This is a genomic window from Bacillus nakamurai (assembly GCF_001584325.1).
Classification (GTDB): Bacteria; Bacillota; Bacilli; order Bacillales; family Bacillaceae; genus Bacillus; species Bacillus nakamurai.
The window spans coordinates 1-13,508 of the sequence record NZ_LSAZ01000017.1 but is presented as its reverse complement, the minus strand read 5'-3'; the positions used below and the strand labels follow the sequence as shown (position 1 = coordinate 13,508).

The 13,508-nt window shown below is 47.3% G+C and carries 9 protein-coding genes, 21 tRNA genes and 1 pseudogene; 3 read left to right on the top strand and 28 right to left on the bottom strand.

Features of this window, described 5'->3' with window-relative positions:
- Positions 1-5: 5 nt before the first annotated feature.
- From AXI59_RS09620 to AXI59_RS09590, 7 genes are all read right to left on the bottom strand, one after another.
- Positions 6-923 (bottom strand): metal ABC transporter solute-binding protein, Zn/Mn family, encoded by a 918-nt coding sequence (locus AXI59_RS09620; protein WP_061528047.1) that lies wholly within the window; start codon positions 921-923, stop codon positions 6-8.
- 285 nt (positions 924-1,208) lie between these two features.
- Positions 1,209-2,324: an o-succinylbenzoate synthase gene (gene menC, locus AXI59_RS09615; RefSeq protein WP_061528046.1), complete on the bottom strand. Its 1,116-nt coding sequence runs from the start codon at positions 2,322-2,324 to the stop codon at positions 1,209-1,211.
- Positions 2,321-3,784: an o-succinylbenzoate--CoA ligase gene (locus AXI59_RS09610; protein WP_061528045.1), complete on the bottom strand. Its 1,464-nt coding sequence runs from the start codon at positions 3,782-3,784 to the stop codon at positions 2,321-2,323. The genes menC and AXI59_RS09610 overlap by 4 nt, the downstream gene beginning before the upstream one ends.
- 90 nt (positions 3,785-3,874) lie before the next feature.
- On the bottom strand, positions 3,875-4,693 hold the full coding sequence (menB, locus tag AXI59_RS09605; protein WP_061520046.1) for a 1,4-dihydroxy-2-naphthoyl-CoA synthase: 819 nt from the start codon (positions 4,691-4,693) through the stop codon (positions 3,875-3,877).
- A gap of 51 nt (positions 4,694-4,744) precedes the next feature.
- Positions 4,745-5,575, bottom strand: coding sequence for a 2-succinyl-6-hydroxy-2,4-cyclohexadiene-1-carboxylate synthase (gene menH / locus AXI59_RS09600; RefSeq protein ID WP_061520045.1), 831 nt, complete (start codon positions 5,573-5,575; stop codon positions 4,745-4,747).
- The gene (gene menD, locus AXI59_RS09595; protein ID WP_061528044.1) at positions 5,563-7,299 is read right to left on the bottom strand and encodes a 2-succinyl-5-enolpyruvyl-6-hydroxy-3-cyclohexene-1-carboxylic-acid synthase; all 1,737 of its coding nucleotides are present in this window, start codon (positions 7,297-7,299) and stop codon (positions 5,563-5,565) included. Before menD ends, menH begins: the two co-directional genes overlap by 13 nt.
- Complete coding sequence (locus tag AXI59_RS09590) at positions 7,296-8,711, bottom strand: isochorismate synthase (protein WP_061520043.1); 1,416 nt, start codon at positions 8,709-8,711, stop codon at positions 7,296-7,298. The genes menD and AXI59_RS09590 overlap by 4 nt, the downstream gene beginning before the upstream one ends.
- Positions 8,712-8,993: 282 nt before the next feature.
- Between AXI59_RS09590 and AXI59_RS09585 the strand changes: the two genes are divergently transcribed.
- The 3 genes and pseudogenes from AXI59_RS09585 to AXI59_RS19315 all read left to right on the top strand — a co-directional run.
- The gene (locus tag AXI59_RS09585; protein WP_061528043.1) at positions 8,994-9,713 is read left to right on the top strand and encodes a TraR/DksA C4-type zinc finger protein; all 720 of its coding nucleotides are present in this window, start codon (positions 8,994-8,996) and stop codon (positions 9,711-9,713) included.
- A gap of 169 nt (positions 9,714-9,882) precedes the next feature.
- Entirely contained in the window at positions 9,883-11,079 is a 1,197-nt protein-coding gene (locus AXI59_RS09580; protein ID WP_061528042.1) for a glycosyltransferase family 4 protein, read from the top strand.
- Between the two features lie 335 nt (positions 11,080-11,414).
- Positions 11,415-11,501, top strand: a pseudogene (locus AXI59_RS19315) (tryptophan-rich sensory protein); the annotation flags it as partial.
- 49 nt (positions 11,502-11,550) lie between these two features.
- Here the strand turns inward: AXI59_RS19315 and AXI59_RS09575 are convergent.
- The 21 genes from AXI59_RS09575 to AXI59_RS09475 all read right to left on the bottom strand — a co-directional run bounded on the left by AXI59_RS09575 (position 11,551) and on the right by AXI59_RS09475 (position 13,457).
- Positions 11,551-11,622, bottom strand: a tRNA-Glu gene (locus tag AXI59_RS09575).
- A 3-nt stretch (positions 11,623-11,625) separates the two neighbouring features.
- A tRNA-Ser gene (locus AXI59_RS09570) sits at positions 11,626-11,716 on the bottom strand.
- 3 nt (positions 11,717-11,719) lie between these two features.
- Positions 11,720-11,794, bottom strand: a tRNA-Asn gene (locus AXI59_RS09565).
- A gap of 10 nt (positions 11,795-11,804) precedes the next feature.
- Positions 11,805-11,881: transfer RNA gene (locus AXI59_RS09560), tRNA-Ile, on the bottom strand.
- A gap of 15 nt (positions 11,882-11,896) precedes the next feature.
- Positions 11,897-11,970 (bottom strand) — tRNA-Gly (locus tag AXI59_RS09555).
- A gap of 7 nt (positions 11,971-11,977) precedes the next feature.
- Positions 11,978-12,053: transfer RNA gene (locus AXI59_RS09550), tRNA-His, on the bottom strand.
- Positions 12,054-12,075: 22 nt separating this feature from the next.
- Positions 12,076-12,151 (bottom strand) — tRNA-Phe (locus AXI59_RS09545).
- Between the two features lie 11 nt (positions 12,152-12,162).
- A tRNA-Asp gene (locus AXI59_RS09540) sits at positions 12,163-12,239 on the bottom strand.
- A gap of 11 nt (positions 12,240-12,250) precedes the next feature.
- A tRNA-Met gene (locus AXI59_RS09535) sits at positions 12,251-12,327 on the bottom strand.
- A 23-nt stretch (positions 12,328-12,350) separates the two neighbouring features.
- Positions 12,351-12,443: transfer RNA gene (locus AXI59_RS09530), tRNA-Ser, on the bottom strand.
- Between the two features lie 6 nt (positions 12,444-12,449).
- Positions 12,450-12,526 (bottom strand) — tRNA-Ile (locus tag AXI59_RS09525).
- A gap of 2 nt (positions 12,527-12,528) precedes the next feature.
- Positions 12,529-12,605: transfer RNA gene (locus AXI59_RS09520), tRNA-Met, on the bottom strand.
- Positions 12,606-12,624: 19 nt separating this feature from the next.
- A tRNA-Ala gene (locus AXI59_RS09515) sits at positions 12,625-12,697 on the bottom strand.
- A gap of 5 nt (positions 12,698-12,702) precedes the next feature.
- A tRNA-Pro gene (locus tag AXI59_RS09510) sits at positions 12,703-12,779 on the bottom strand.
- 19 nt (positions 12,780-12,798) lie between these two features.
- Positions 12,799-12,875: transfer RNA gene (locus AXI59_RS09505), tRNA-Arg, on the bottom strand.
- 9 nt (positions 12,876-12,884) lie between these two features.
- A tRNA-Leu gene (locus tag AXI59_RS09500) sits at positions 12,885-12,970 on the bottom strand.
- A 14-nt stretch (positions 12,971-12,984) separates the two neighbouring features.
- A tRNA-Gly gene (locus tag AXI59_RS09495) sits at positions 12,985-13,059 on the bottom strand.
- A 9-nt stretch (positions 13,060-13,068) separates the two neighbouring features.
- Positions 13,069-13,152: transfer RNA gene (locus AXI59_RS09490), tRNA-Leu, on the bottom strand.
- Between the two features lie 10 nt (positions 13,153-13,162).
- A tRNA-Lys gene (locus AXI59_RS09485) sits at positions 13,163-13,238 on the bottom strand.
- A gap of 37 nt (positions 13,239-13,275) precedes the next feature.
- Positions 13,276-13,351, bottom strand: a tRNA-Thr gene (locus AXI59_RS09480).
- A 30-nt stretch (positions 13,352-13,381) separates the two neighbouring features.
- Positions 13,382-13,457: transfer RNA gene (locus AXI59_RS09475), tRNA-Val, on the bottom strand.
- Between the last annotated feature and the right edge of the window lie 51 nt (positions 13,458-13,508).

Here is a 13,508-nt window from a genome sequence, read left to right as displayed (position 1 = left end):
CGAGCTTATTTCAGTGAATCGACAATCGTGTCAATGTTATGGCTGAACATGCCTGTGTATGTTCCTTCCTTCGTTCCCTTTTCACCCATCGCATCTGAATAAAGCTGACCGCCGATCATAACTTCGTGCCCTTTTTCCTTGGCGCCTTCAACGACCGCGTTTATTGATTTTTTAGAAATGCTGCTTTCTACAAAAACAGCTTTAATTTGTTTTGCTGCAAGCAGGCTGACGAGCTTTTGAACATCTTTCAAGCCGTAATCAGAGTCCGTGCTCAGCCCTTGGAGTCCTCTGACCTCAAATTCATATTCCTTGCCAAAATACGCAAAGGCATCATGAGCCGTAACTAGTACACGGCTTTTTTCCGGTATCGTGCTGATCTTATCCCGAGACTTTTTATCTAAATATTTCAAATTCTCTTTGTATTCCCGGGCATTTTTCTCGAAATCATCTGCATATTGCGGCTTTGCCTTTTTTAATTGAGTTTCGACTTCATCAACCGCATGCAGCCATAGCGGGATGCTGAACCACACATGCGGATCGTACATATTTTCTCCCGCTGAAATTAATTTTTCTTTAGGGATGGATTCAGCCACTGCGGCGGCGGGTTTTTGGGCGCTGATTTTTGTTAGGATGTCCTCCATTTTCCCTTCTAAATGAAGCCCGCTGTACAAAATAACATCAGCCTCCGTTAATTTTTTTGTATCCCCTTGTGATGCTTTATAGAGATGGGGGTCAACTCCCGGTCCCATTAATGCCGTAACTTCGACATGGTCTCCGCCGATTTGTTCAGCCGCATCCGCGACTTGGGAGGTGGTAGCGGTGATCTTCAGCTTCTCTCCGTTACCGCTTGATGACTCAGAGCTGCACGAAGACATAGCAAAACAAATCACCAGAACAGCCGCCATCATACTGCTTCTTTTCATATCTGTCCCCTTTCCTTTGTCTCGTTTTGTCTCCGGACGAGTTTGCTCTTAAAACAAGATATTGATGTTAGACTTATGACAATTCTTTATATTTAAGAACGATTCATTGAGACGAGACAAAAAGTTTCCTTAGTGCAAAATTATCGCACGTATCCACATTTGTCAAGTGTCTGCCAAACAAAAAAACCGGCTGATAGCCGGTTCAAACGAGAAGGGGATAAAATGTGAACAATTTCAATATAACAGCGGCACGCTATGTACTCAACTTTCTAAAATTTCGTTTTATCAGCTGTTTGTTGTAAAAACATCCATTTGGGTAACATATTTTCTCATAACCTCTTGATTGACTTTCACACCCAAACCGGGCCCGTTCGGAACAGAAATGAACCCCTCTTCAATACGAATATCAGGGGTTACGATATCCTCTTCCCAGTATCGGGAGGATGACGAGATGTCGCCCGGTATCGTAAATTGGGGCAGCGAGGCAAGCGCCGCACTCTGCGCCCGGGAAATGCCGGTCTCAAACATTCCTCCGCACCATACCGGCATTAGATGCTCTCTGCACAAGTCGTGAATTTTAAGAGCCTCCGTCAGGCCGCCGACACGTGCCGGCTTAATGTTAATGATTTTACAGCTTCCAAGCTCAATAGCCCGTCTTGCGTCATCCGCCGAGCAAATGCTCTCATCAAGGCATATGGCCGTTCTCAAATGCTTTTGCAGATGGCGGTGATCGACAATGTCATCTGCCTGAAGCGGCTGCTCTATCATCATTAAATGGAATTCATCCAATTCCTTCAGCCTGCTGATATCTTTCAGTTCATACGCCGAATTTGCATCCGCCATCAGCGGCACGTTCGGAAAGCGGCTGCGAATGGCTTTCACTAAATCAATATCCCGGCCCGGCTGAATTTTTATTTTTATTCTTTGATAACCCTCTTTTACATATTGCTCAATCTCCCGAAGCATATCATCAATCGGAGCAAGCCCCACCACGACGCCGGCGGGAACTTTATCTCTTTTGCCGCCGAGAGCTTCAGCGAGAGAAATGCCTTTTTTCTTTGCGTATACATCCCACACAGCAGATTCCAGCCCTGCCTTTGCCATACGATTTCCCTTAAAACGCGCGAGGCTGTCCGGCACCTCAGACGGATGGGAAAACTCACGCCCCACTATGTTTGGGATAAAGAAATCCTTAAGCATATGCGCGCACGTTTGAATCGTTTCTTCTGTATACCATGGAGAAGAAAACGCGGATACTTCCCCCCAGCCTGCCTCACCGGATTCGTCTATGGCTTCAACAATCAAAAACTTACGGTCTTGAAGCGTTTCGATACTTGTTTTAAACGGTTTTTTCAGCCTCATATTTACATGATAAAGGGTGATTTTTTCTATCTTAATCATGACAGCTCTCCTTTACGAAGATCATTCAGCCGGTGTCTCATCAATTTATTTGACGCGTTTCGCGGCAGCTCTTCCGCCGCAAAAAATTTAGCCGGAATTTTATATTTTGCAAGCCGTTCACGGCAAAAGGCGGCCAGCTCCGCCGAACTGACCGGAGAGGTTAACACGAGAAAAGCGTGCGGGACCTTTCCCCACTTTGGATCTTCGGCTCCCGAAACACCTGCTTCAGCTACTGCGGGATGTGCAAGCAGCACTGCCTCAACTTCAGCGGGGTAAATGTTCTCGCCGCCTGAAATAATGAGATCAGAACGTCTATCCAGCACAAATAAAAACCCGTCTTCATCTAAATAGCCAAGATCTCCCGTCTTAAACCATCCGTTTTCAAAAGCCGCTCGATTGGCCTCATCACGGTTATAATAACCTTTCATCACATTCGGCCCTTTGACCGTAATTTCACCGTGTTCAAACGGAGCACACTTGTTTCCGTCTTTCTCAATCGAAATTTCGCATGAAAACAGCGGCTTTCCTGCCGAGCCGAGCTTTTCCATACTGAATTCGGGAGAAAGCGTGACAATCTGTGAACAGGTTTCAGTCAGGCCGTATGATTGAAACACCGGAAATTGTTTCTGCCGGCACTCTTCAAGGAGCGGAAGCGGTGCAGGCCCCCCGCCAAGCAGGATGCACCTGAGAGATTCAGGACAATGATCCGTTTCCGCCAGCAGGCCGGAAAGCATCGTCTGCACCGCCGATATGATCGTAACCCGGTGGCGGCTGATGCTGTCCAGCACATCACTGACAGAAAATTTTTGATGAAGCACAACAGGCATGCCGTAAATGACCGATTTAAACAGCGCGGACAGCCCGCTGATATGAAACAGAGGCAGCGCAATAAGCCAGCGGTCCCGCTCTGTGATCCCCAGATTCAAAGCTGAAGATACAGCGCTTGAATAATGGTTTCCGAACGTTTGCTGGACCCCCTTCGGCCTCCCTGTCGTTCCTGACGTGTACATTAAAGTCGCCGTATCATCAAGCTTCATATAATCCTCAACCTCAATGTCTCCCGCCTCAGCCGCTTGAAGCTCGTCCACGTCGGCCGTCGCAATCACAGAGTCGTATTCCCGGCGGCAAAAACCGGCATCCGTCAATAAAAGCACCGCCTTCGAATCTTCGAGCTGAAACAGCCTTTCTTGTTTTGAGAGCTTCGTATTTAACAGCACAGCTTCAGCGCCGAGTAAAAAACAGGCATGTACGGCAAAGACCATCTCTGCTCGGTTAGAAAGCAAAATTGCAACACGGTCGCCTTTTCTCAACGAGCAGCATGCGGCCAGCCGCGCCGCCATTTGTTTAGAAGCTTCATATAATTCTCTGAATGTAAAACTTTGGTTTTCAAATATGAGAGCCATTCTTTCAGGTGTCAGCTGCGCCCTTTGAATGAGCCAGTTAGGCTGTTCTGTCAGCATGTTATCATCTCCGAGGTAAAAGTACTGTTTTTGAAAAGAAAACAGCTTGGACCAGAAGAATGGCTCAAGCTGTTTCGAAGTGTCATCTGATCACGGAAAACGAGGGAACTGACCGAAATCGGGACTGCGTTTTTCTTTAAAGGAATCGCGGCCTTCTTTCGCTTCGTCTGTCGTGTAATAAAGAAGCGTTGCATCTCCCGCAAATTGCTGAATTCCGGCAAGTCCGTCTGTATCAGCATTAAACGCCGCTTTAAGGAAACGAAGTGCGGTCGGGCTTTTCTCAAGCATTTCCTCACACCATTTAATGGTTTCTTCCTCAAGCTGCTCTAATGGAACAACTGTATTGACAAGCCCCATGTCAAGCGCTTCCTGTGCATTGTATTGACGGCACAGGTACCAGATTTCCCGGGCTTTTTTATGTCCGACGATACGCGCCAGGTAACCAGAACCGTAACCGGCATCAAAGCTTCCCACTTTCGGGCCTGTTTGACCGAAAATCGCATTATCCGCAGCAATTGTCAAATCACATACGATATGAAGCACATGGCCTCCGCCGATGGCATAACCAGATACCATCGCTACAACCGGTTTAGGAATCACACGGATCAAACGCTGAAGGTCAAGCACATTCAGACGAGGGATCTGATCGTCACCGACATATCCGCCGTGACCGCGCACTTTTTGGTCTCCTCCTGAACAAAACGCCTTATCTCCCGCACCCGCAAGCACGATAACACCGATGTTTGCGTCATCACGCGCGTAAGCAAATGCGTCAATCATTTCAGACACCGTCTTAGGGGTAAATGCGTTATGTACCTCCGGGCGATTAATTGTTATTTTTGCAATGCCGTTATACGTCTCATACAATATTTCATCGTACTGACGTTCACTTTTCCATTCTGCAGCCATCTATATGACCTCCTCTAATTTTACATGTGAGCTGCCGAAACAGCATCTGGGTTATGCTTGTTCCGACGATAAAAACTCACTTATGATCTTACCAAAAATTTGCGGCTGTTCCACATGAACCGTATGGCCCGCCTGTTTAACAACCTCTATTTTACTCGATGGAAGCCGGTTATGCACCTTTTGATTAATAATGCAAAATTTTTCATCCCATTCCCCGCATATCAGAAGAACGGGCGCTTTTATATTGTCTAATGCATCCCACCAAGAAGGCTGTGATCCAGTCCCCATTCCGAGTAAACTGCCTGCAAGTCCGGACGGATTATTTTTCAGTCTCCCTGCCCTGATGTTCTTCCGCACGCCTTCAGGAAGGGAAAGCTGTGTAGCAAACAATGGGATGTTCTCCCAATAATCAACAAATGATTTAATGCCGTTCCGTAAAATGAAATCAGCAAGCTTCCGGTCAGAATGAATTCTGTTTTTGCGTTCTTGAAGCGTGCCAAGACCTGGAGTCGAACTTTCCAAAACAAGCGCCGACACACGATCAGGAAACACCTGCGCAAATGAATAGGCAAGCCTGCCCCCCATAGAATAACCAATAAGTTTCACTTTGTGAAGTTTTAATTGATCAAAAATGGCGGCAAGGTCTGAAACTTGCCGGCTCGTGCTGTACCTTACCGCTTGTAATGGCGCGTCTGATTCGCCGTGCCCTAAGCAGTCTATCATCACCAAACGTTCACCCGGAAACGCATCCTGCAAAAACATCCAGGATTCTTTGCTGCCTGTAAATCCATGAAGAAATACAAGCGCTTCCGATGAATCATATCCGCTATCAGCAGCACGGTAGCACACTCCGTCCGCCATTTTGATGTTTACAGTTTCCATTCTTTTTTCACTTCCCGCACAGCGGCCTGCAGCATCTCACGATGGAACTGAACCCTTGATGTGCGATCTGTTTTCAGCTCGATAATGTGAAGGCCGGGCTTGTCCGCCTGCGGCTCATATGCAGCCCTGAAGGCTTCCCATGTATCAGGGCAAGTATACGTGCCCCCGTAAAGAGCGGCCGCATGCTGAAAATCAAGGCCTGTCGGCGTGCCGAACAGCTCTTCAAAATGAGTTTTATCAGAAGCCTGCGGCAAAAATGAGAAAATCCCGCCGCCGTCATTATTTATCAAAATGACAGTAAGCGGAATGCCAAGCTTCTTAGCTGCTAACAGCCCGTTTAAGTCATGATAAAACGATAAATCCCCGATCACAAGCGTTACAGGGGCTTGCGTCCCCTCACACAGCCCCATAGCCGAAGAGACAACCCCGTCTATTCCGTTTGCGCCGCGATTGGCATATACACGGAAGGAACGGTCCTGTTTTTCAAAGAACGTATCCACGTCACGAATGGGCATACTGTTTCCGACAAAAAGTGAACTGTTTTCAGGAATGAGATGCTGAAGCTGTCGATATACATTTCCTTCAAATGACAGATCATCCATACTGGCGGTCTGCAAATGAAGGCGGAACCGATCATTAACAAACTGCCATTTTTCCAGCCAGTCCGAATGCCGCATTGCGCCTTCAGCGGAACGGACCGCTTCCAGAAAGACTGCCGGATGGCAATGAATCATGTGTGCGCCGGCCTGAGTAGGATCTCTCCAGCCGCCATCCTCATCAATGATGAACTGCTCAATAGAAGGATCATCCCTCAGCCATAAAAAGAGCGGCTTTGAAACCGGCATCGGGCCGAAACGGATGACAGCGTCAGGACGCAAGGCCTCTTTCAGCTCTTCATCTTTTAAGAAAGAATCATAGGCGTCAATGATCATGCTCTTATCATGTTTTCCGTTTCGGAGATTTGAAAGCGGGTCAGCCAAAATCGGATATTGAAGCGTCTCAGCAAGCGCGATAATATGCTGTTTTTCGTCGTTGCTGTGAATCTCTCCGCAGACGATCATTCCTTTTTCAACGCCGGCAAGGCGCTCTGTAACCTCACGCAAAGACTCTTTATCGACAGACTGAATGCCTGTTTTCACAGAAACGTGGCGTCCCGTTCTCATTCTTTCAAAAGGCTGCGCGGAGAGATCCGGCATTAACGGCTCCCTGAGCGGCACATTGATATGAACAGGCCCCATCGGACGCTTGCCCGCTTCACTGGCAGCACGGCCGGCCAACGTCCGGATGTAACTCAGCATCTGCGGCTGTTCTTCGGGAAGAGCCGAGTCTGTGAAAAACTTAACAAAGTTACCGAACAGAAAATGCTGGTTAATCGCTTGAGGCGCCCCTACTTCGCGTAATTCATGGGGACGGTCAGCGGTCAGCACGATAAGCGGCACTCGTGAATAATGCGCTTCAATAACGGCAGGATAAAAGTTCGCCGCAGCCGTACCGGACGTACAAATCAGCATGACCGGGCGCTGCCGGGCTTTTGCCAAACCGAGCGCAAAAAAACCGGCGGATCGTTCATCAATCTGAATATGAACATTGATATCCGGGTGGGCCGCAGCCAGCACGGCCAGCGGAGTAGATCTCGATCCAGGACAAACGACCGCATCGGTTACACCTGAAAGAGCAAATTCATCAATAAAACTTCCGATATAATGGGTAATCGGGTTTGTCAAAGCCTTTCACCTCCTAAAGCAGAGATCATCGGCTTTAGTTTAATTTGTGTTTCTTCATATTCTGATTGCGGGTCAGAATCTTCAACAATGCCGCATCCTGCGAACAGCCGCGCTTCATTGCCTTCGATCAGACCCGAGCGGATCGCTACCGCAAATTCTCCGTTTTCCCTGCTGTCAATCCAGCCGATAGGAGCTGCGTACCATCCGCGCGTCATCGGCTCAAGCTCAGCAATCACTTCAACGGCTTTCTTTTGAGGCGCGCCTCCCAATGCCGGTGTAGGATGAAGCTTTTCAATTAAATCAAAGAGCGAAGCTGACGTCTTAAGACGGCCGACGATCGGCGTATAAAGATGCTGGACATTTTTTGTCTTGTATAATTGCGGGCCTGCCGGCTTTTCCACATCATGACAGCTCGATAAAAAAGCACCGTGTATCATTTTGACCACAAAATCATGCTCCATGAGATTTTTTTCATCATGCAGCAATTCCCAGCCTAAACGCTCATCTTCTTGTTCATTTTCCCCTCGTTTTATCGACCCTGCAAGACAGGATGACATCACGTTTTTGCCGGCTTTTTTAATAAGCCGTTCCGGTGAAGCGCCGATAAAGCATTTATTTCCCTGCTCAGAGGCAAAGATATAGCTTGTCGTTTGATCCGTCAAAAGCTTATTCAGCACGCTTTCAATCGGGATCGGCCCGTCATACGACAAGAGCACCTCACGCGCCAGCACGACTTTATCATATTGATTTTCTTTCATTTCGTTTGTTGCTGTTTTAATAGCTTCAAGCCAGTTTTCCACATCAAGTTCTTCCGCCTTCGTTAATGCCGGATAATCTTCATACGTCAAAGAAGAAACCGTAAAAGCTTCCGAAAAGGATTTCAAGCGTTCGAGCACATCTTCTGCCTGATCCGCCTCACCAACCCATTGATTGACGGTTACATAATCACCGTCAGCTGTTTTCGTGAGCATAAGTGACGGGATAAAGAAAAGCCCTTCTTCAAACCCATTCCACTCGTCTCCTCTTTCCTCAGAAGGATTAAACGAAAAACCGCCGAATAAGACAGGGCCTATCGCCGAGTGCTGCGCCTGTTCTTCCTCATGAATATGAAAAGCCGTCTTTTTAAAGCGCTCCCATTGTTCAAAAACGTCGTGATACCGTTGTTCATTTTTTTCTTTCGATTGGAACACCGCTTCTGTGCCAAGACCGACTATTGTTAATTCACTACCGGGTTCTGACCAAAAAAATCGCTTGCCTTTATATTTTTTTGCTCCGTAATTGAAAAATGATAGAGGGTCCAAAGACGCAATACGTCTTGAATAGCTCAATAAGACAGCATGGTTGACTTGTTTGGCTTTATGTAATGCATGTACTGCTTCCTTTCGGAACGTATGCTGCACCGTTGTCACCATGAGACATTCCTCCATAATCCGTTAAATGCTTTTAATACAATACACCTGTGGTTACATTGTGTCAAACACACAGAATGTGCACGACAAAATGCCTGCATTTCTTATTATAAACCTTTTTGAGCAAATGAATAAAGAAACAAACTTTAAATTATTTTCTCCACTCGCGGCAATCGTTGTATGTCTTGAGTCACAGAAGGAAAAACACCTATTTTTATCCACCATTTTTCAGCGTAAAAACGTTCATACTATCAGTAAGCATCACATAGAAACGAGGCGATCAAATTGCTTACAAACGAACAGATCATGCATCTGAAAAAAGAACTGGAAGAAACAAAACACGATATTTTAAGTCGGTTTAAGGAAAATGACCATTTTCAATTAACAGATGAATTTCCTTATGACTCGGTCGGAGAACTGTCTTCCTATGACAATCATCCCGGTGACGAGGCGACGGAGTTATACGAGCGTGAAAAAGATATCGCTCTTCTCGAACATGAACGTGAGCATCTTCACGACATTAACTACTCGCTGAAGAAAATCGAAAACGGCACATACGGCATATGCGAAGCAAGCGGCAAAGACATTCCTTACGACAGACTGGAAGCTCTGCCGACCGCTACGACGCTTGCGGAATATTCCTCACAAGACGCCGTTTCAAAAGATAGGCCGATCGAAGAAGAAACGCCATTCGGACAGTTTGAATTCGACGATGATGAATCAATCCGGGCAGCCTACGACAGTGAAGACGCCTATCAGGATGTCGAAGAGTATGGAAACTCGGAGACGCCGCAGGATTTAGAGGACCCGCCGCTCAGCTACGGCGATATGACAATGAATTCAGAAGAAAACATCGGCTATGCCGAGGATTATGAAAACTTTATCGCGACAGACATTACCGGAAAACACGTTTCTGTGTATCCCAGCAAAGCACATGAAAAATATGAACAGGAACTGGATGAAGAAGGAATTATGACGACTTTCGGCGACCTGCACGCTGATTAATACCCCGGCTTTTTTCCGGGGTCTTTTTTTTACATATAGGCTTTTATACAAAGCACGCTCTTCCTTTTTTGTAATACGATATCGTATAGGTATCTTCGTCTGCTGCATTAACCTCCGGACAAAACGCGGGAGACGAAAAATACATATCGATGTATGAGGAGGAATCAATGTGAAACTGGCCTTGATTTGCACGGAAAAATTACCGGTCCCCGCCGTGCACGGCGGCTCCATTCCGATGATGATTGACGGGATATCCCCTTTTTTCTCCAGCCGTTACGAGTTAACCGTCTTATCTATTGAAGATCCGGCTCTCCCTAAAGAGGAGAAGAGAAACGGAGTAAACTACATTCGTCTCCCGAGGACTCATTACCGCGAAGCTGTCGCCAATGAACTGAGAGAAGCTTCCTTTGATTTGATACACGTATTCAACAGGCCCCTCAATGTTCCGTTATATAAAAAAGCCTCGCCAAACAGCCAAGTTGTTCTGAGTCTGCACAACGAGATGTTCTCAGAAAAAAAACTGACATTCGCACAAGGAAAAGAAGTTCTTGAACATGTGTCTATGATTACAACTGCCAGTGCATTTATCAAACAATCCGTCATCGAACGTTTCCCCGAAGCAGAGGACATCATCAAAGTCGTTTATTCAGGCGTTGACCTCGCATCCTATCCTCCGGTCTGGTCAAAAAAAGGGAAAGACATAAGAAATGAATACCGCAAAAGATACGGAGTTGAAGACAAAAACGTCATTTTATTTGCCGGACGTTTAAGCCCGGCAAAAGGGCCTCACCTACTGATCCACAGCATGAGACGGATATTACAAAAGCACAAGGATGCTGTTTTAATCATCACGGGTGACGGTATGAATCAATACATGGAATATTTGCACAAGCTGGCCCTCCCCTGTAAAGAGCATGTCATTTTCACAAAGTTTATCCCGCCGCATGAGATGCCGAACCTTTTTCTCATGGCTGATGTTTTTGTCCGCAGCTCTCAAAAGAATGAGCCTCTCGCCCGTGTGTATTATGAAGCAATGGCTGCCGGAACCCCGTTAATAACGACAAACTGCGGCGGAAACACAGAGGTTGTCAAACACGAAGAAAACGGGCTCGTCATTGAACACTGTCAAAAACCTTCAGCCTTCGTACATGCCATCGACATCGTTTTTTTACAGCCTTCACTGGTAAAGAAAATGACACGCAGGGCCAGGCATCGGGTGGAAACGTCATTCACCTTTCTCCATACCGCCAAAAAACTTGATGCCGTTTATCAATCCGTCCTAAACAAGGCAAACGGAAAATCAATGCCTCCTCCATTACTGCAACTGCCAGATTTGTCTTTTTTAAAACGCCTGTTCGCTAACTGAAGCAACTCTTACACGGACGTTTCATATGTTAAAAAGGCATAGCCCGATGAACTGTTTTAGAAATACATGATGGAGGAACGGGTTTACGAGTGATTGATGTGACAATAGAATAAACAGAATTCACATGATGATGAAGGTGCCTGCAAATTTTGTTATCGCTTCTGTCAGCTGTCAACCGCTTAACGGAGCACCGACCAAAAGCAGCACCGCTCACAGATAATCAAAAACAAATCATGTTTATCGATATGCTGTTCCCATACGAACTTTAGGATGACGGCATTAATCGCAGCGTTCGCCTATGAAAAAGGAAAAGCTGGGCGCATTAAACCCTCCATAAGGCTGCAGCCTGCCTTCTGATTCCTTATTTATTATGGAGCGCTTTTGCCACATATCTCTCATTTACTATTTACACTAAAAATTAATAACCAAACCAAACAAAAAAACCTTGCATTCTATGCAAGGTTTTTAAAATGACCCGTACGGGATTCGAACCCGTGTTACCGCCGTGAAAGGGCGGTGTCTTAACCGCTTGACCAACGGGCCTTATGGCGGAGAAGGAGGGATTTGAACCCTCGCGCCGCTTACGCGACCTACACCCTTAGCAGGGGCGCCTCTTCAGCCACTTGAGTACTTCTCCATATGGCTCCACAGGCAGGATTCGAACCTGCGACCGATCGGTTAACAGCCGATAGCTCTACCACTGAGCTACTGTGGAAGAAAAGTCATGGTGGGCCTGAGTGGACTCGAACCACCGACCTCACGCTTATCAGGCGTGCGCTCTAACCAGCTGAGCTACAGGCCCACGACAATATAAAAATGGAGCGGGTGATGGGAATCGAACCCACGACATCAGCTTGGAAGGCTGAGGTTTTACCACTAAACTACACCCGCATTTGTTTGGGGCGATTGATGGGAATCGAACCCACGAATGCCAGAGCCACAATCTGGTGCGTTAACCACTTCGCCACAACCGCCAAAACATATATTGAATTAAAATGGTGGCTCGGGACGGAATCGAACCGCCGACACACGGATTTTCAGTCCGTTGCTCTACCAACTGAGCTACCGAGCCTTGAATATAAATGGCGGTCCGGACGGGACTCGAACCCGCGACCTCCTGCGTGACAGGCAGGCATTCTAACCAACTGAACTACCGGACCATTTTGAAATTTGGTTGCGGGGGCAGGATTTGAACCTGCGACCTTCGGGTTATGAGCCCGACGAGCTACCGAACTGCTCCACCCCGCGATGATATAATATGAAATTTGATATGGCGGAGGAAGAGGGATTCGAACCCCCGCGGGCTTTGACACCCCTGTCGGTTTTCAAGACCGATCCCTTCAGCCAGACTTGGGTATTCCTCCGTATAATGGTGGACCTTGTAGGACTCGAACCTACGACCGGACGGTTATGAGCCGTCTGCTCTAACCAACTGAGCTAAAGGTCCAATGGTAGCGGCGGAGGGGATCGAACCCCCGACCTCACGGGTATGAACCGTACGCTCTAGCCAGCTGAGCTACACCGCCAAAAACAATTAAAATCAAGTGGAGCCTAGCGGGATCGAACCGCTGACCTCCTGCGTGCAAAGCAGGCGCTCTCCCAGCTGAGCTAAGGCCCCAAAGATGGTCGGGAAGACAGGATTCGAACCTGCGACCCCATGGTCCCAAACCATGTGCTCTACCAAGCTGAGCTACTTCCCGATTTTGTTAAAAGTATGTATGGCGCGCCCGAGAGGAGTCGAACCCCTAACCTTTTGATCCGTAGTCAAACGCTCTATCCAATTGAGCTACGGGCGCAGTAATAAGTGCCGAGGGCCGGACTTGAACCGGCACGGTAGTCACCTACCGCAGGATTTTAAGTCCTGTGTGTCTGCCAATTCCACCACCCCGGCATGGATGGTATAGTTGGAGCGGAAGACGGGATTCGAACCCGCGACCCCCACCTTGGCAAGGTGGTGTTCTACCACTGAACTACTTCCGCGTTTGGCAATGCGGATGAAGGGACTTGAACCCCCACGTCTGTAAAGACACTAGAGCCTGATTCTAGCGCGTCTGCCAATTCCGCCACATCCGCAAGAAAAACATGGTGAGCCATGAAGGACTCGAACCTTCGACCCTCTGATTAAAAGTCAGATGCTCTACCAACTGAGCTAATGGCTCTTTTTACAAGAGACTTAGATATTATAACATATAAAAGTGGTGCCGGCAAGAGGACTTGAACCCCCAACCTACTGATTACAAGTCAGTTGCTCTACCAATTGAGCTACACCGGCTCAATACGCTTAACTTATGTAATAGGTGAATGGTGGAGGATGACGGGCTCGAACCGCCGACCCTCTGCTTGTAAGGCAGATGCTCTCCCAGCTGAGCTAATCCTCCATATATTACACTTACGTGTAATTGCTTGGCGACGTCCTACTCTCACAGGGG

Coding starts and splice junctions, on each gene's coding strand:
- AXI59_RS09620 (WP_061528047.1), bottom strand. CDS start 923: ATGAAAAGAAGCAGTATGATGGCGGCTGTTCTGGTGATTTGTTTTGCT.
- menC (WP_061528046.1), bottom strand. CDS start 2,324: ATGATTAAGATAGAAAAAATCACCCTTTATCATGTAAATATGAGGCTG.
- AXI59_RS09610 (WP_061528045.1), bottom strand. CDS start 3,784: ATGCTGACAGAACAGCCTAACTGGCTCATTCAAAGGGCGCAGCTGACA.
- menB (WP_061520046.1), bottom strand. CDS start 4,693: ATGGCTGCAGAATGGAAAAGTGAACGTCAGTACGATGAAATATTGTAT.
- menH (WP_061520045.1), bottom strand. CDS start 5,575: ATGGAAACTGTAAACATCAAAATGGCGGACGGAGTGTGCTACCGTGCT.
- AXI59_RS09590 (WP_061520043.1), bottom strand. CDS start 8,711: ATGGTGACAACGGTGCAGCATACGTTCCGAAAGGAAGCAGTACATGCA.